This is a genomic window from Kitasatospora sp. NPDC008115 (assembly GCF_042957205.1).
Classification (GTDB): Bacteria; Actinomycetota; Actinomycetes; order Streptomycetales; family Streptomycetaceae; genus Kitasatospora.
This window is the reverse complement of the sequence record NZ_JBIBHU010000032.1, coordinates 12,736-28,134: the sequence shown is the minus strand read 5'-3', so window position 1 is coordinate 28,134 and position 15,399 is coordinate 12,736. Positions and strand designations below refer to the sequence as shown.

Below are 15,399 nucleotides of genomic sequence, written 5' to 3'. Positions count from 1 at the left end.
GTCCTTTCGTCGCTGCCCGACCACGCTATACGGCCGTGGCCCCCGCCGGTCCGACCGGCGGGGGCCACGCTCACGCGCTCAGGTGATCGGACTCGGGTGGTCAGCTCGCCTCGGAGCCGGCCGCCGGGGCCGGGACGGCCGCGCCCAGCAGCGAGGGCGAGGCGTAGCGGGACCAGGAGAGGCAGCCGTCGGGCGGGCAGTACTCGGGGCGGCGCGGGTCGTGGCCGAGCTCGCGCAGCTTGGTGCGGACGGAGTCGGGCGTGCGGCCGAAGCGGGCGGCGATCCGGGCGACGGTCTCGCTCTCGTGGAAGCGCCGGACCAGCTCCTCCTCGTGCTGCGGCACCCAGGGGGCGCCGTGGCCGGGGTAGAGCTCGCGCAGCACGTCGCGGTCGGGGATGGGCTCGGAGACGTCGGCGACGATCGCCAGGGCCCGGAGCGCGCGGTTGAGCGCGATCCGCAGCGAGGCGACGTCCTCCACCGGCAGCCGCAGCTTGCCGGAGGCGAGCGGGGCCGCCGGCGCCCCCTCGCGCCAGCCGGTGAGGGTGAGGGTGACCTCGCGGTCGTCGTCGCTGGCGAGTTCGATCCGGAAGACCTTGTCGCCCAGCGGGAGCTCGTTGAGATGACGGAATGCCATGGCTAAACCCCCAAGTGTCGCGCCAGGAGCGCACCTTGGGGGTGCGCCCTGAACACCTTCATTCTCTCCCGGGGGTCTGACAATCGAGCCCTTCCGGCGGGCCCTTCAGCCCTTCTCCATGTAGGCCGCGCGCTCCTCGTCGAGCAGGCTCTCCAGGACGGTGCGCAGGTCCGGGTGGGCGGCGAGGTCCGGGTCCTCGGCGACCAGCCGGGTGGCCTCGGCGCGGGCGGTGACGATGACCTCCTCGTCCTCCAGCACCGAGAGCACCTTGAGCGAGGACTTCACCCCGGACTGCGCCTGGCCGAGCACATCGCCCTCGCGCCGCTGTTCGAGGTCGATCCGGGACAGCTGGAAGCCGTCCAGGGTGCCCGCCACCGCGTCCAGCCGGGCGCGGGCGGCGCTGGCCGCCGGCATGTCGGTGACCAGCAGGCAGAGCCCGGGGGCGGAGCCGCGGCCGACCCGGCCGCGCAGCTGGTGCAGCTGGGAGACGCCGAACCGGTCCGCGTCCATGATCACCATCGCGGTGGAGTTCGGGACGTTGACGCCGACCTCGATCACCGTGGTGGCGACCAGCACGTCCACCTCACCGGCCGCGAACCGGCGCATCACCTCGTCCTTGGCCTCCGGGGCGAGGCGCCCGTGCAGGATCTCCACCCGCAGTCCGGCCAACGGGCCGTCGACCAGCTTCCCGGCGGTCTCCACCACGGACAGCGGAGGCCGCCGGTCGCCCTCGGCCGCCGCACCCTCGTCCGGCGCGTCGTCGAGCAGCTCCTCCAGGTCCTCGGCGCGGCGCTTGCGCTTGGCTCCCTTGGCGCCCTTCTGCTCCTCCGGCTCCTCGTCGCCGATCCGCGGGCAGACCACGTACGCCTGGTGGCCCTTCTCCACCTCCTCGCGGACCCGCTCCCAGGCCCGGGTCAGGAAGTTGGGCTTCTCGACGGCCGGCACGACGTGAGTGGAGATCGGCGAGCGGCCGGCCGGCAGCTGGTCCAGGACGGAGGTCTCCAGGTCCCCGAAGACGGTCATCGCGACCGTGCGCGGGATCGGGGTGGCCGTCATCACCAGCAGGTGCGGCGGCTGCTCGCCCTTGGCGCGCAGCGCGTCCCGCTGCTCGACGCCGAACCGGTGCTGCTCGTCGACCACCACCAGGCCGAGGTCCTGGAACTGCACCTTGTCCTCGATCAGCGCGTGGGTGCCGATCGCCAGGCCGGCGTCCCCGCAGGCCATGTCGAGCAGCGCCTGCCGCCGCGCCGGCACCCCCATCGACCCGGTGAGCAGCACCACCCGCGTCGCCAGGTCGGCCCCGCCGAGCATGCCGCCCTCCGCGAGGTCGCCCATCATCTCGACGATCGACCGGTGGTGCTGCTGGGCGAGCACCTCGGTGGGCGCCAGCAGCACCGCCTGCCCGCCCGCGTCGACCACCGCCAGCATCGCCCGCAGCGCGACCAGCGTGTTGTGCGTCACCGTGAAGTTGTCGGTCACGTAGGCCGCGTCCGGATGTCCGACGCTGATGCACTGCACCGGCTTGCGGCCGACGTACTCGATCTGCCGGATGCCCCGGCGGAACGTGTTGTACTTGGGCCGCTCCGCCACCCGTTCGGCCTTTCGCGCCAGGCGGAACGGCGGATGCCCCGCCGGCAACGCGACCGACACCTCGAACGCGGCCTTCTTCGGCCGCACCCGGGCACGGCCCCCCAGCGACCGCACCAACCAGGCCACATCGTCCGCGAGGCGGCGCGAGGCACTGCAGAACGAGACGTCGCAGCCGCCGCGTCCGACCGTGCCATCCGTGTCCAGCAGGCCCTGCAGCACCGCGAGCCGCTGCTTGACCGGGGCGTTCAGGTAGCCCGTCGGCACGAACTTGTCGTGCGAGGTCAGACCCCAGAGGCCGAAGTCCCTCAGCGCCTGGATCACCGGGTTCCGACGCGTTCCACCGCGCGGTCCGGCCAGATTGATCCCGTAGTCGTACGGCCTGCTGGACGACGGGACGACCACGCATTCCGCCGGTACGGCAGCGGCGACGGCGTCCCGGATCTCGGCATCGGCCGTGGAGAACCCCAGCTGGTGGCGGAACGTCCCGTCCCCGAGGAGGAGGCCCATCAGATACGGGTCGAGGGGCTGTCCGCCGTCGGGGCCCAGGTCGACCGGCACGGCCTGCGGCAGGTACCATTTCGACGACCCGTTGCGTTTGTGGAGGTCCTGGCGGATCTCCCGCGTCGTCAGGACCTTCGGCTGTTCACCCCGGTGCCACGCGCAGCTCGTCGCGACGATCCAGAGGTGCTCGTCGTCGCACTCCACCGAGCTGCCGTCCGACAGCAGCAGCCGCCACACCTCGCGCTCGCCCTGCGGAAACACCCCGGTGACGGGAGCGAGTTCGCCGGAAGGGGTGACCACGAGGTCCCCCTCCCGAACGCTTCCCATGGCCTTGAAGCCGTCGGGGGTCAGCACCAGGGAGTCGAGCGGCTGGGCCTTGCCGGAGCCGACCTCGCCCTGGAGCAGGCGGTGCATGGGGTGGTCGCTCGCGAGGTCGGCGGCGATCTCGGCGGAGACCTTCCGCTGGCCGTCGGTGAGGGTGAACGGGAGGCGGGCGTCGAAGGCGTCCAGCAGGCCGCCGGGGCGGGCCTCGCGGGGTTTGGCGGGGAGGGCGGAGTCGGCGGCCCGGCGCTGGGCGAGGGCGACCTGGAGGACGAAGGCCTCGTCCCAGCGCAGCCGCTCCTGGGCGCGTTCGCGGTCGGCCTGGCCCCGCGGGCGGTGGATCAGTTCGAGCGCCTCGGGCAGCGGGATCAGGCCGTGTCGCTCGCGCAGTTCGGCGGGCAGCGGCTCGCCGACGTCGGACAGGTGCTTGGTGAGCGCCGTCTCCACGCAGAGCGAGAGCTTCCAGCTGGGCATCTGGGCGCTGGCCGGGTAGACCGGGATCAGCCGTCCGGCGAACTGCGCGGCGGCGCTGTCGCCGTCCGCGTCGTCGAGCAGCTGGTAGTCGGGGGAGGCCAGTTGGCGGGTCCGGTTGAACAACCCGACCTTGCCGGCGAACAGGCCCTGGGTCCCCGGGCGCAGCTCCTTCTGCCGCCAGCCCTGGTTGAAGAAGACCAGCGAGAGCCGGCTGCGGCCGTCGGTGACCACCACCTCCAGCCGGTCGCCCTTGCGGCCGCGGAACGGGATCAGGGTGACCTTCTCGATCCGGGCCAGCACGGTGACGTGCTCGTCGATCTCCAGCTCGTCCAGGCTGGTGAGCTGGCCGCGTTCGACGTAGCGGCGCGGGTAGTGGTGCAGCAGGTCCCCGACCGTGCGCAGCTTGAGGCTGTCGGCGAGCACCTTGGCGGTCCGGTCGCCGACGAGCTTGGTCAGTGGTTCATCGAGAGCGCCCATCACGCCCTGTTTACACCACCGAACCGACAATCCAGGCGCTCACTCCACGCCGATCAGCAGCGGCGCCGATTCCTGGCCGCCGTGGAAGACCGCCGCGTCCACCTCGGGCCGGCTGTGCCGGGCGTGCGCGACCAGGCCTTCGGCGAGGTCCTCGGGGGCGCCCTCGCCGAGGATCAGGGTGACCAGTTCGCCGCCCCCGCCGAGCATCCGGTCCAGCACGCTCTCGCCGACCTCGGCCAGGCCCGTGCCGATCACCGCGACGTCCCCGTCGATCAGGCCGAGCACGTCGCCGGCCTGGCAGACGCCGGCCATGGTCCAGGACTCGCCCTCGGCGACGGCCAGTTCGGCGTAGCGGGTGGCACCGGCCGCCGAGGTCATGGCGACCACGTCCTCGTCGAAACGCCGCCCGGCCTCGTGCACGGCGAGCGCGGCCAGGCCCTGGACCGGCGAGCGGGTGGGCAGCACGGCGATCCGCACGCCCTCCTCGCGCAGCTGGTCGGCGGCGGCGCCGGCGGCGGCCCGCAGTTCGGGGTCGTTGAGCAGCAGCACGACCTCCCTGGCGGCGGCCCGGCGGACGGCGGCGGTGAGTTCGGCGCTGGCCGGCGGACGGCCGGGCTCGGCGTGCAGGACGACCGCGCCGGCCTGTTCGCAGAGTTCGGCGAGGCCCTCGCCGGAGACCACCGAGAGCACCGCGCGGGCCGGCCGCTCGGGCTCGCCGCGGTCGGCCGCGGCGCCGGAGCGGGCGGCGGCCTCGGCGAAGTGGGTGATCCGGATCTGGTGCGGGCGCCCGGCCCGCACCCCGGCCTCGACGGCGGCGCCCGCGTCGTCGACGTGGACGTGCACGTTCCACAGGCCGTCGCCGCCGCCGACCACCAGCGAGTCGCCGAGCGCGCCGAGGCGCTCCCGGAGGACGGGCAGCGCCTCGTCGGGCGCGTCCAGCAGGTAGATCACCTCGAACGCCGGGTGGCCGGGCCCCGGCGGCCGCACGTGCACCTCGCAGCCCTCGGCCTGCAGAACATCGCCGCGCAGCGCGACCGGCCCCATCGGCTGGTGGCCCGCCACCGCGTCGGCGAGCGCCCCGAGGACGGCGACCAGGCCGCGGCCGCCGGCGTCCACCACGCCGTTCTCGGCCAGCACGGCCAGCTGCTCGGGGGTGCGCCGCAGCGCGTCGCGGGCGGCCCGGTAGGCGGCCTCGGCGACCTGTCCGAGCCCGTCACCGGCCCGGCCGGCCTCCCGGGCGGCGATCCGGGCGACGGTCAGCAGGGTGCCCTCGACCGGTTCGGCGACGGCCTGGTAGGCGGCGTCGGAGGCGCGCTGGAGGGCGGCCCGCAACTGGTCGGCGCCGCCGCCGTCGGCGAGCTTCTCGGCGGTGCCGCGCAGCCACTGGGCGAGGATCACCCCGGAGTTGCCACGGGCGCCGACCAGGGCGCCGCGGGCCATCGCCCGGGCGGTCTCGGCCAGGCCGGGCGCCGGGCCGGGGCCCGGGTCGGCGAACCGGCTCTCCACCTCGGCGGCGGCCGACTCCACGGTCAGGTACAGGTTGGTGCCGGTGTCGCCGTCCGGAACGGGGTAGACGTTGAGTGCGTCGATCTCCTCGCGGGCCTGGCCGAGCGCGCGCAGCGCCAGTTGGCACCAGCTGCGCACGGCCGGGGCGTCGAGCGTGTGCAGCACCAGGTCTCCTCCGGAGTGGGACGCCGTGATGGCCTGACAGTGAACGGCGAGGGTGGTACCCGCAGGTTATCGGGGGGCGGGAGGCGGCGGCGGACACGGCGGCCGGAGCGATCACCCTGCCGGTCATGGTAGTTTCGTTGAACGGAAGCAAGCGTTGTATGCTCTTCCGGTTGCCTGGAACAGGTTCAGGCTCACCCCTTGGTCCGGTTCGGTTCACGCGAGTGCTCCGCTGGTCTGGCGGGGTTGTCTCATGTAAATGATCTGAAGTCTTGGAGTGACTCCTGTGGCTGCCAACTGCGACGTCTGCGGCAAGGGGCCGGGCTTCGGCAACAGCATCTCCCACTCGCACCGCCGTACCCCCCGTCGCTGGAACCCCAACATCCAGACGGTGCGCGCTGTGGTTGGGCGGACGCCGAAGCGGCTCAACGTCTGCACCTCGTGCATCAAGGCCGGTAAGGTCTCGCGCTGACGCGCAGACCGGCATGCCGGTCCTCCAGTGAGCCGGTTCATCCTCGGGTGAACCGGCTTTCTGTTGTTCCGGCATGTGACCGACCCGGTGTGGGCGGGCCCTCGGGCCCGCCCACAGGCGTTTGCGGCGCCGGGGCTCAGCGCCAGCGCCAGGCGTGGTCGACCGGCCCGATGCCGGCGCCGAGCGCGAAGCCGCCGGCGATCGCCCCGGTGATGTACTCCTTCGCCGAGGCGACCGCCTCGGGCAGCGCCTCGCCCTTGGCCAGGCCGGCGGCGATCGCGCTGGCCAGGGTGCAGCCGGTGCCGTGGGTGTGCCGGTTGTCGTAGCGCGGCGCCCGGTACCAGTGCTCCTCCCCCGCGCCGCCGTACAGCAGGTCGGCCGCCTCGCCGGCCAGGTGCCCGCCCTTGACCAGCACCCAGCGCGGTCCGAGGTCGAGCAGCGCCTTGGCGGCGTCCAGCATCTGCGCCTCGTCCTCGACCACCCGCCCGGTGAGCTGCGTCACCTCGTGCAGGTTGGGCGTGGCGAGGGTGGCGACCGGCAGCAGCTTCTCCCGGACGGTGGCGACGGCCTCGGCGGCGAGCAGCGCGTCGCCGTGCTTGGAGACGCCGACCGGGTCGACCACGACCGGCGCGCCGACCCCGGCCAGCAGCCCGGAGACGGTCTCGACCAGTTCGATCGACGCCAGCATCCCGGTCTTGACGGCCTGGACGCCGATGTCGTCGACCACGCTGCGGAACTGGGCCCGGACGGCCTCGGCGGGCAGCTCCCAGTAACCCTGGACGCCGAGCGAGTTCTGCGCGGTGACGGCGGTGATCACGCTCATGCCGTGGACGCCGAGGGCGAGCATCGCCTTGAGGTCGGCCTGGATGCCGGCGCCGCCGCCGGAGTCCGAGCCGGCGACCGTGAGAACGCGGGGAGGTGCGGTGGAAGACATGCGCCCAACCTACGCGGTCACAGCACGGCCTCGGACTCCGCCCAGTGGCCCTCGGGGACGGTCTTGAGCCTGGTCACCGCGTCGGCGATCGGCACCAGCCGGATGTCGTTGCGGCGCAGCGCGGTGAAGTGGCCGAAGGCGCCCCGGTGGACGGCCTCCACGGCATGCCAGCCGAACCGGGTGGCGAGCACCCGGTCCCGGGCGGTGGGGGTGCCGCCGCGCTGGACGTGGCCGAGGATGACCGGGCGGGCCTCCTTGCCGAGCAGGTTCTCCAGTTCGTGGGCGAGGCGGTTGCCGATGCCGCCGAAGGTCCGGTGCCCGAACCGGTCGACCTCGCCGTGGTCGAAGCGCATGGTGCCGGGCATCGGGGTGGCGCCCTCGGCGACGGCGATGATGGCGAACTTCTTGCCGCGGGCGAAGCGGTCCTCGACCATCCGGGCCACCCCCTCGATGTCGAACGGCTTCTCCGGGATCAGGATGCCGTGCGCGCCGCCCGCCATGCCGGCGGTGAGGGTGATCCAGCCGGTGTGGCGGCCCATCAGCTCCACGACCATGACCCGCTGGTGCGATTCGGCGGTGGTCTTGAGCCGGTCGATCGCCTCGGTGGCGACGTGCACCGCGGTGTCGAAGCCGAAGGTGACGTCGGTGGCGTCGATGTCGTTGTCGATGGTCTTGGGGACGCCGACCACCGGCAGTCCGGCCTCGCTGAACATCCGGGCGGCGGTGAGGGTGCCCTCGCCGCCGATGGCGATCAGCGCGTCGATGCCGATGTCCCGGGCGAGGGTCTTGGCGTTCTCCACCGCCCACTGGATCCGCTCGCGCTGCACCCGGGCGGAGCCGAGGATGGTGCCGCCGAGGGTGAGCAGGCCGGTGACGTCGTCGTGCGAGACCGGGCGGGTGCGGCCCTCGATGAGGCCGAGGAAGCCGTCCTCGATGCCGACGATCTCATCGCCGTGCACATCGGTGCCCCGGTGCACCACGGAACGGATCACCGCGTTCAGGCCGGGGCAGTCGCCGCCGCTGGTCAGTACTCCGATTCGCATGGTGGTGGGCTCTCCCGCTCAGAGTGGTTCAGACCATTATGGTCCAGACCACCTGTTGTGAGGGGCGGGCGGCCGGGCCGTGGCCAAGCCTACGCACTCCCCGCCCGCCCGGCCGCCAACCGCCGCCCGGCGCGCGCCCGTTGTCACTCCGCGAAGTGGTCCCAGCCGCCGACCCGGTCCCAGGCCTCGCCGTCCACCGTCACCCGGCCGCCGCGGGCCGCCCGTGCCCGGCCGACCACCTCGCCCACCACGCGCCAGCGGGCGGGCAGTTGGACCCCGCGCGGGAAGGTCGCGGCGATCGCGTGGTCCTCGCCGCCGGAGAGCACCCAGACCAGCGGGTCCACCCCGACCGCCTGGCCGATGTCCGCCATCTGGGCCGGCACGTCGAAGTCGGCCGCCCGCAGGTCGATGTCCACCCCGCTCGCCCCGGCCACGTGCCCGAGGTCGGCCACCAGGCCGTCGCTCACGTCGATCATCGAGGTGGCGCCCAGCTCCGCCCCGGCCGGCCCCGCGTGGTACGGCGGTTCCGGGCGGCGGTGCGCCTCGACGAAGGCCCGCGGCGAGCGGAAGCCGCGCTGCAGCACCGTCAGCCCGGCCGCCGACCAGCCGAGCCAGCCGGTCACCGCGACCACGTCACCCACCTGGGCACCGGCGCGCGTCACCGGCGCGCGCCCCTGAAGGTCCCCGAGCGCCGTGATGGCCAGCGTGATGGTGTCCCCGCGCACCACATCGCCGCCGACCACGGTCGCCCCGGCCACCTGGCACTCGTCCCGCAGCCCGTCCATCAGCTCGGTGGCCCAGGTGGTCGGCAGGTCCGCCGGCGCGACCAGGCCGAGCAGCAGCGCGGTCGGCACCGCGCCCATCGCGGCCACGTCGGCGAGGTTCTGCGCGGCCGCCTTGCGGCCCACGTCGTAGGCGGTGGACCAGTCCCGGCGGAAGTGCCGGTTCTCGATCAGCACGTCCGTGGTCGCCACCACCCGGCCGTCCGGGGCCTTCACCACGGCGGCGTCGTCACCCGGGCCGAGGTCGACCGCGTCGGTGAGCGGTACCCGGGCGGTCAGCTCCCTGATGAGTCCGAACTCGCCGAGCTCGCCCACGGTCCCCTGCATCTGCCGTCCTCTCGGTTGCGCCCGCCCGGGCGCTTACGTCCTGCGGCCACGCCGCCTCCGCGCGCAGCGTACGCCCTTCGGGGGCGCACGGGTCTCCCCTCCCCGGCCCGCCGGGAGGTAGCGTGGTGATCAGTCTGCCGTGAGCCCGCTCTCCCACCCGACGCCCGACCGGGCGGTCACGGCGGCGATCCCCGTACCCAGCCGCCGGGAGGTCCCCGTGGTCCAGGCCTACATCCTGATTCAGACCGAGGTCGGCAAGGCCAGCGCCGTCGCCGAGTCCATCGCCAAGATCCCCGGAGTCATCCAGGCCGAGGACGTCACCGGCCCGTACGACGTGATCGTCCGGGCCGAGGCGGACACCGTGGACGACCTCGGCCGTCTGGTGGTCGCGAAGGTCCAGCAGGTCGAGGGCATCACCCGAACCCTGACCTGTCCCGTCGTCCACCTGTAAGACGCGCATACCATCGGCGGGTGACCCGAGAACCCCGAGTCCCCCGTTTCCTCGCGGCACTGCCGGCCCCCGTCCGGTGGCTGGCGGTGCCGACCGCGCTCACCTGCACCGTCGTCGTGCTGCTCGGCAGCTGGGGCGCGCCCGCCGACCCGGAGGTCGAGACGCCGGAACCGCGCGGCAAGGCCGCCGAGTACTGCCGCACGCTCGCCGGCACGCTGCCGCAGGAGCTGCTCGGCCACGCCCGCAAGGACCCGTCCCCGGCCTCCCCGTACGTCGCCGCCTGGGCGTCCTCCCCGCGCACCGTGCTGCGCTGCGGCGTGCCGCACCCCGAGGGGCTGGTCGACGAGAAGCAGGCGGAGATCTCGCCGACGATCAACGGCGTCACCTGGTGGCCGGAACCGCTCGGCGACGGCGGCTACCGCTTCACCGCCACCCAGCGCGCCGCCTTCGTCGAGGTGACCGTCCCCGGCGGCGCCACCGGCAACCCGCTGGACGCCGCCGCCGCGCTCTCCGACCTGGTCCGGGCCGCCATCCCCTGACCGGTCCCGACGCGCGCGGAGGGCGGCCCCGGGATTCCGGGACCGCCCTCCGTCCGTCCGCGCGCGGTCAGCGCAGGCCGGTCGAGCGGCGCAGCGCCGCCTGGAGCAGCCGGTCGATCAGCTCCGGGTACGACAGCCCGCTGGCCTGCCACATCTTCGGGTAGGCCGAGATCGGGGTGAAGCCGGGCATGGTGTTGACCTCGTTGACCATCCAACCGCCGTCGTCCAGCAGGAAGAAGTCGACCCGGGCCAGGCCCTCGCAGCCGAGCGCCTCGAACGCGGCGACCGCCTGCCGGCGGATCTCGGCGGTCTCCTCCGCGGAGAGCTCGGCCGGGATCCGGACCTCGGAGGAGTCGATGTACTTGGCCTCGAAGTCGTAGAACTCGTAGCCGCCGCCGACCAGGATCTCGGCCGGGACGCTGGCCCGCGGGCCGTCCTCGGACTCCAGCACCGCGCACTCGATCTCGCGGCCGGAGACACCCGCCTCGATGATCAGCTTGGGGTCGTGCCGGCGGGCCTCCTCGATCGCGGCGTCGAGGTCGGAGAGGTCCTTGACCTTGGTGATGCCCATGCTGGAGCCGGCCCGGCAGGGCTTCACGAACAGCGGCAGGCCGAGGCCCGAGGCGCGCTCGCGGACGGCCGCGCGGCCCTCCTCGGTCTCCCACTCGCGCGGCCGGACCACGGTGTACCGTCCGACGCCCAGGCCGTGCGAGGCCAGCAGCCGCTTGGTGAACTCCTTGTCCATGCCGACCGCGCTGGCGAGCACGCCGTTGCCGACGTAGGGCACGCCCGAGAGCTCCAGCAGACCCTGAAGGGTGCCGTCCTCGCCCCACGGCCCGTGCAGCAGCGGGAAGACCACGTCCACCTCGCCGAGCACCTTGGGGGCGGTGCCGGGCTCGCTCCAGACCACCTCGCGGCTGCCGGGGCCGACCGGCAGCGAGACCTGGCCCTCGGCGGACTCGGCGACCTGGTCGACGCTCGGCAGCCGGCCGTCGGTGATGGCCATCCGGGCCGGCTCGTCGCTGACCAGCGCCCAGCGGCCCTCGTGGGTGATGCCGATCGGCAGCACCTCGTACTTGTCGCGGTCGATCGCCTTCAGCACGCTGCCCGCGGTCGCGACCGAGATGGCGTGCTCGGAGCTGCGGCCGCCGAACACGACGGCGACCCGCGGCTTCGCGGACGGGTTCTGGGAGGTCTGTTCGATGCTCATATCGCGACGAAGGGTACCCCGAGCCGTGTTTCGGGAAGGTGACCGACCCGAACCGGCCCAGCGGCCCTAGCGCCGCTCGGGCTTGGCCGAGCGGGACATCAGCGCCTGCAGTGCCTCCTGGGTGGGCCGGCCGTTGTGGACGACGTCCACCACCGCCTCGACGATCGGCATGTCGACGCCGCTGCGCCGGGCCAGGTCGAGCACCGACTCGCAGGACTTGACGCCCTCGGCGGTCTGCCGGGTGGCCGCGATGGTCTCGGCGAGCGACATGCCCCGGCCCAGGTTGGTGCCGAAGGTGTGGTTGCGGGAGAGCGGCGAGGAGCAGGTGGCCACCAGGTCCCCCATGCCCGCCAGCCCCGCGAAGGTGTACGGGTCGGCGCCGAGCGCCAGCCCCAGCCGGGTGGTCTCGGCGAGCCCCCGGGTGATCAGCGTCGCCTTGGTGTTGTCGCCCAGCCCCATGCCGTCGGCCATGCCGACCGCCAAGCCGATCACGTTCTTGACCGCCCCGCCGAGCTCGCAGCCGATCACGTCGGTATTGGTGTAGGGCCGGAAGTACGGCGTGTGGCAGGCCGCCTGGAGCCGCTTGGCGACCGCCTCGTCGGTGCAGGCGACCACACTGGCGGCCGGCTGCCGGTTGGCGATCTCCCGGGCCAGGTTCGGCCCGCTGACCACCGCGATCCGCTCCGGGCCGACCCCGGCGACCTCGGCGACGACCTCGCTCATCCGCTTGGCGGTGCCGAGTTCGATGCCCTTCATCAGGCTGACCAGGACGGTCTGCGGCTCCAGCAGCGGCGTCCAGGCGGCCAGGTTCTCGCGCAGCGTCTGCGAGGGCACCACCAGCACCGCGAAGTCCGCCCCGGCCAGCGCCTCGGCGGGGTCGGTGGTGGCCCGCACCGAGTCCGGCAGCCGGATGCCGGGCAGGTAGTCGGGGTTGGTGTGGGTGGCGTTGACGGCGTCCGCCAACTCCTGACGGCGGCCCCAGAGGGTCACCTCGCAGCCGGCGTCGGCGAGCACCATCGCGAACGCGGTGCCCCAGGAGCCGGTGCCCAGCACGGCGCAGCGGGTCACTTGGCGCCCTCCCCGGTCTCGTCGGTGCGGCCGGCCCGGGCCGGACGGCGGGCGGCCGCGGCGGCGGCCCGCTTCCGGGCGGCCTCCCGCATGTCGTACCGCTCGGCGGGCGGCTCCTCGCCGCGGATGCCGGCCAGCACCTCGGTGATCGCCGCCATGATGTCCTCGGTGGCGTCCCTGAGCACCTGGGCGGTCAGCTCCTGGCCCTGGTACCTGCTGAGGTCGACGGCGGGACCGGCCGCCACGGTCACCCGGTGGCGCGGGAAGAGGTTGAACCTGCCCTTGCCCGAACCGCCCCTGCCGTACGGCGGGATGATCTCGTGGGCGCCCCAGTGGGCGACCGGGATGACCGGCGCGCCGGTCATCAGCGCCACCCGGGCGACGCCGCTCTTGCCGGTCATCGGCCACAGGTCCGGGTCCCGGGTGAGCGTGCCCTCCGGGTAGAACTGCACGCACTGGCCCCGGTCGACGGCGTCGATCGCCGCCCGGAACGCCTGCGCCGCGTCGGTCGACTCGCGGAACACCGGGATCTGGCCGGTCTTGCGGAGCATGAAGCCGATGAAGGGGACGGCGAACAGCGAGGACTTGCCGAGGATCCGCGGCGGCCGCCCGCTGTTGTACTGCCAGTGCGCGTACACCACGGGGTCGATGATCGAGTTGTGGTTGACCGCGGCGATGAAGCCGCCCTCCTTCGGGAGGTGCTCCCAGCCCCGCCAGTCCGGCTTGACCAGGGCGGTCGTCACCGGCTTCACCAGCACGGCCGCGAAGCGGTACCAGAAGCCGTAGTCGGCGTTGCCGAAGCTGGCGTACGAGCGGCGGGCCACCCCAGGTCCTCCTCATCCGTGCGGCACGCCGGCGTGCCGCGGTCGATCTCGCCGCCGCGACCCTCTCGGGGCGCGGGCGCGGAACAGTCTCGCCCGACCTCTCACCGGCTGTCGAGCAACCCCGCCCGCCCGCCGCGCGGGCGTGATCAAACGCACGTCCGCACAGCTCGGACGGCCTGGCGAGGGTTCCGGGACCGGCGTCACAATGACGCCGATGACCCAGGACACCGTACGCCCCAGCGGGCCCGTCGCGCCCCCCGCACCCGCCGCCGGCTGGTCGCTGGTGCTGCCGCTCAAGCCGCTCGCCCTGGCGAAGTCCCGGCTGGCCCCGTTCGCCGGCCCGCACCGCCCGGACCTCGCACTCTCCTTCGCCCTGGACACCGTCACGGCCGCGCTGGCCGCGCCCGGGGTCGGCCGGGTGCTGGTGGTCACCAGGGACGCCGCGGCCGGCGCGCGGCTGGCCGGGCTCGGCGCCCTGGTGGTGGACGACGAACCCGGCGGCGGGCTCAACGAGGCACTGGCGCACGGCGCGGCGGCCGCGCTGGTGCTCGCGCCCCGCGCGCCCTTGGCCGCGCTCTCGGCGGACCTGCCGGCGCTGCGTCCGGCCGAGCTGGGCCGGGTGCTGGCCGCCGTGCCCGCGGCGGGCCGGGCCTTCCTGCCGGACGCCCCGGGGCTGGGCACCACTTTGCTGGCCTGCGCCCCGGGCAGCCCGCTCGCTCCCGCGTTCGGGGACGGCTCACGTGCCCGGCACGCGGCCGGCGGGGCCCGCGAACTGCGACTGCCCGGCGTGGAGTCGGTCCGCCGGGACGTCGACACCGGGGAGGACCTGGCCGAGGCGCTGGCGCTCGGCGTCGGCCCGCACACCCGTGCGCTGGCGGCCCGGCTCGGCCACCTGCCGCCGCAGCGGCCGCGCTGAGACGGCCGGGGGCGCTGTCGGTGGCCCTCGCTATGCTGCTGCCATGCAGGCCACCGCGTTCACCTTCGACCCCGCCACCCGGGCCGGCTCCGTGCTGCTCGACGACGGGACCCCGGTGCCGTTCGACGCGGCCGCCTTCGACGCCGGCGGCCTGCGGCTGCTGCGTCCCGGCCAGCGGGTGCGGATCCGCACCGAGGGCACCGGCGAGGCCCGCCGGGTGGTCTTCGTGACGCTGCAGACCTTCCCCGACCCGGCCGCGGGCTGACCCCGCCCGCCCCCGGCGGTTCCCCGGGAGATCCCGGGACAGCGAAGAGCCGTGGCACCGCCCTGCCCGGATTCCCGGGGGCAGGGCGGTGCCACGGCTCTTGAAGGCCGTCCGACGAGGACGCGCGCGGCGACTACTTGGCGGAGGTCTTGCGCGCGGTGGTCTTGCGGGTGGCGGTCTTCTTCGCCGGCGCCGTCTTCTTGGCCGTGGCGGTCGCCTTCTTGGCGGTCGCGGTGGTCTTCTTGGCGGCGGCCGTGGTCGTCGCCTTCTTGGCGGCGGCCGTGGTCTTCTTGGTCGCGGTCGCGGTGGTCTTCTTCGCGGCGGCGGTGGTGGTCTTCTTGGCGGCGGCCGTGGTCGTCGCCTTCTTGGCGGCGGCCGTGGTCTTCTTCGCCGGGGTGGCGGCCGTCTTGGTGGCGGTCGCCTTCTTGGCGGCGGCCTTCTTGGCCGGGGTCGCGGCAGCAGCAGCGGCGGCGGCACGCTTGGTGGCGGCCCGCTTGGCGGCCGGGGTCGCGGCGACGCCGCTCTTGCCCGGGGTGAGGGAGCCCTTGGGGGCCTTCTTCACCGAGGGGCCTTCCTTCGGCAGCTTCTTGGCGCCGCTGACCAGGTCCTTGAAGCCCTGGCCCGGGCGGAAGCGGGGCACCGAGGTCTTCTTGACCTTGACCTTCTCGCCGGTCTGCGGGTTGCGGGCGAAGCGCGCGGAGCGCTCCACCTTCTCAAAGGTGCCGAAACCGGTGACCGAAACGCGGTCGCCGGCCACGACGGCGCGCACCATGGTGTCGAGCACTGCGTCGACGGCCTCTGCGGCAGCCTTGCGACCGCCCAGCTGCTCGGCCACCGCTTCGACAAGCTGAGCCTTGTTCACGTCTTCCCCTTCGGAAACGGGCGCCGGATGATTCCATCCGT

15 protein-coding genes are annotated in these 15,399 nt (G+C 73.9%); 5 read left to right on the top strand and 10 right to left on the bottom strand.

What is annotated here, in order from left to right; all coding sequences use genetic code 11:
* Positions 1-100: 100 nt before the first annotated feature.
* The 3 genes from ACFZBX_RS31405 to ACFZBX_RS31395 all read right to left on the bottom strand — a co-directional run bounded on the left by ACFZBX_RS31405 (position 101) and on the right by ACFZBX_RS31395 (position 5,668).
* Positions 101-634 carry a hypothetical protein gene (locus tag ACFZBX_RS31405; protein ID WP_391537202.1) on the bottom strand — a complete coding sequence of 178 codons (534 nt, stop codon included), beginning with the start codon at positions 632-634 and terminating at the stop codon, positions 101-103.
* Positions 635-739: 105 nt separating this feature from the next.
* Positions 740-3,997, bottom strand: a complete 3,258-nt coding sequence (locus ACFZBX_RS31400) for a helicase-related protein (RefSeq protein ID WP_391537201.1) — start codon at positions 3,995-3,997, stop codon at positions 740-742.
* Positions 3,998-4,036: 39 nt separating this feature from the next.
* Positions 4,037-5,668: a DAK2 domain-containing protein gene (locus tag ACFZBX_RS31395; RefSeq protein WP_391537200.1), complete on the bottom strand. Its 1,632-nt coding sequence runs from the start codon at positions 5,666-5,668 to the stop codon at positions 4,037-4,039.
* Positions 5,669-5,951: 283 nt separating this feature from the next.
* On the opposite strand from ACFZBX_RS31395, the gene rpmB reads away from it, so the two are divergent.
* Complete coding sequence (gene rpmB, locus ACFZBX_RS31390) at positions 5,952-6,137, top strand: 50S ribosomal protein L28 (RefSeq protein WP_073813963.1); 186 nt, start codon at positions 5,952-5,954, stop codon at positions 6,135-6,137.
* A gap of 136 nt (positions 6,138-6,273) precedes the next feature.
* Here the strand turns inward: rpmB and thiD are convergent, their stop codons facing one another.
* From thiD to ACFZBX_RS31375, 3 genes are all read right to left on the bottom strand, one after another.
* A complete protein-coding gene (gene thiD / locus ACFZBX_RS31385) occupies positions 6,274-7,071 on the bottom strand; it encodes a bifunctional hydroxymethylpyrimidine kinase/phosphomethylpyrimidine kinase (protein ID WP_380764013.1) in 798 nt (265 codons plus the stop codon).
* Positions 7,072-7,088: 17 nt separating this feature from the next.
* Complete coding sequence (locus ACFZBX_RS31380; RefSeq protein WP_391537199.1) at positions 7,089-8,114, bottom strand: 6-phosphofructokinase; 1,026 nt, start codon at positions 8,112-8,114, stop codon at positions 7,089-7,091.
* A 143-nt stretch (positions 8,115-8,257) separates the two neighbouring features.
* Positions 8,258-9,223 (bottom strand): thiamine-phosphate kinase, encoded by a 966-nt coding sequence (locus tag ACFZBX_RS31375; RefSeq protein ID WP_391537198.1) that lies wholly within the window; start codon positions 9,221-9,223, stop codon positions 8,258-8,260.
* Positions 9,224-9,440: 217 nt separating this feature from the next.
* Between ACFZBX_RS31375 and ACFZBX_RS31370 the strand changes: the two genes are divergently transcribed.
* Entirely contained in the window at positions 9,441-9,674 is a 234-nt protein-coding gene (locus ACFZBX_RS31370; RefSeq protein ID WP_376142682.1) for an Lrp/AsnC family transcriptional regulator, read from the top strand.
* Between the two features lie 20 nt (positions 9,675-9,694).
* Positions 9,695-10,213: a DUF3515 domain-containing protein gene (locus ACFZBX_RS31365; protein WP_391537197.1), complete on the top strand. Its 519-nt coding sequence runs from the start codon at positions 9,695-9,697 to the stop codon at positions 10,211-10,213.
* A gap of 67 nt (positions 10,214-10,280) precedes the next feature.
* Here ACFZBX_RS31365 and ACFZBX_RS31360 read toward each other — a convergent pair whose 3' ends face one another.
* The 3 genes from ACFZBX_RS31360 to ACFZBX_RS31350 all read right to left on the bottom strand — a co-directional run bounded on the left by ACFZBX_RS31360 (position 10,281) and on the right by ACFZBX_RS31350 (position 13,315).
* Positions 10,281-11,423: a D-alanine--D-alanine ligase family protein gene (locus ACFZBX_RS31360; RefSeq protein ID WP_391537196.1), complete on the bottom strand. Its 1,143-nt coding sequence runs from the start codon at positions 11,421-11,423 to the stop codon at positions 10,281-10,283.
* A 66-nt stretch (positions 11,424-11,489) separates the two neighbouring features.
* Positions 11,490-12,491, bottom strand: coding sequence for an NAD(P)H-dependent glycerol-3-phosphate dehydrogenase (locus tag ACFZBX_RS31355; protein ID WP_391537195.1), 1,002 nt, complete (start codon positions 12,489-12,491; stop codon positions 11,490-11,492).
* Complete coding sequence (locus ACFZBX_RS31350) at positions 12,488-13,315, bottom strand: lysophospholipid acyltransferase family protein (RefSeq protein ID WP_391537194.1); 828 nt, start codon at positions 13,313-13,315, stop codon at positions 12,488-12,490. Before ACFZBX_RS31350 ends, ACFZBX_RS31355 begins: the two co-directional genes overlap by 4 nt.
* A gap of 214 nt (positions 13,316-13,529) precedes the next feature.
* Between ACFZBX_RS31350 and cofC the strand changes: the two genes are divergently transcribed.
* Complete coding sequence (gene cofC / locus ACFZBX_RS31345) at positions 13,530-14,231, top strand: 2-phospho-L-lactate guanylyltransferase (RefSeq protein ID WP_391537193.1); 702 nt, start codon at positions 13,530-13,532, stop codon at positions 14,229-14,231.
* A gap of 43 nt (positions 14,232-14,274) precedes the next feature.
* Positions 14,275-14,496 carry a hypothetical protein gene (locus ACFZBX_RS31340; protein WP_371517044.1) on the top strand — a complete coding sequence of 74 codons (222 nt, stop codon included), beginning with the start codon at positions 14,275-14,277 and terminating at the stop codon, positions 14,494-14,496.
* 133 nt (positions 14,497-14,629) lie between these two features.
* On the opposite strand, the gene ACFZBX_RS31335 is transcribed toward ACFZBX_RS31340, so the two are convergent.
* Positions 14,630-15,358 carry an HU family DNA-binding protein gene (locus ACFZBX_RS31335; protein ID WP_391537192.1) on the bottom strand — a complete coding sequence of 243 codons (729 nt, stop codon included), beginning with the start codon at positions 15,356-15,358 and terminating at the stop codon, positions 14,630-14,632.
* Positions 15,359-15,399: the final 41 nt, after the last annotated feature.

Bases quoted from the DNA above. Each gene is read 5' to 3' on its own strand.
- ACFZBX_RS31405 (WP_391537202.1), bottom strand. From the start codon at position 634: ATGGCATTCCGTCATCTCAACGAGCTCCCGCTGGGCGACAAGGTCTTC.
- ACFZBX_RS31360 (WP_391537196.1), bottom strand. From the start codon at position 11,423: ATGAGCATCGAACAGACCTCCCAGAACCCGTCCGCGAAGCCGCGGGTC.
- cofC (WP_391537193.1), top strand. From the start codon at position 13,530: ATGACCCAGGACACCGTACGCCCCAGCGGGCCCGTCGCGCCCCCCGCA.
- ACFZBX_RS31400 (WP_391537201.1), bottom strand. From the start codon at position 3,997: ATGGGCGCTCTCGATGAACCACTGACCAAGCTCGTCGGCGACCGGACC.
- ACFZBX_RS31340 (WP_371517044.1), top strand. From the start codon at position 14,275: ATGCAGGCCACCGCGTTCACCTTCGACCCCGCCACCCGGGCCGGCTCC.
- thiD (WP_380764013.1), bottom strand. From the start codon at position 7,071: ATGTCTTCCACCGCACCTCCCCGCGTTCTCACGGTCGCCGGCTCGGAC.
- ACFZBX_RS31380 (WP_391537199.1), bottom strand. From the start codon at position 8,114: ATGCGAATCGGAGTACTGACCAGCGGCGGCGACTGCCCCGGCCTGAAC.
- ACFZBX_RS31375 (WP_391537198.1), bottom strand. From the start codon at position 9,223: ATGCAGGGGACCGTGGGCGAGCTCGGCGAGTTCGGACTCATCAGGGAG.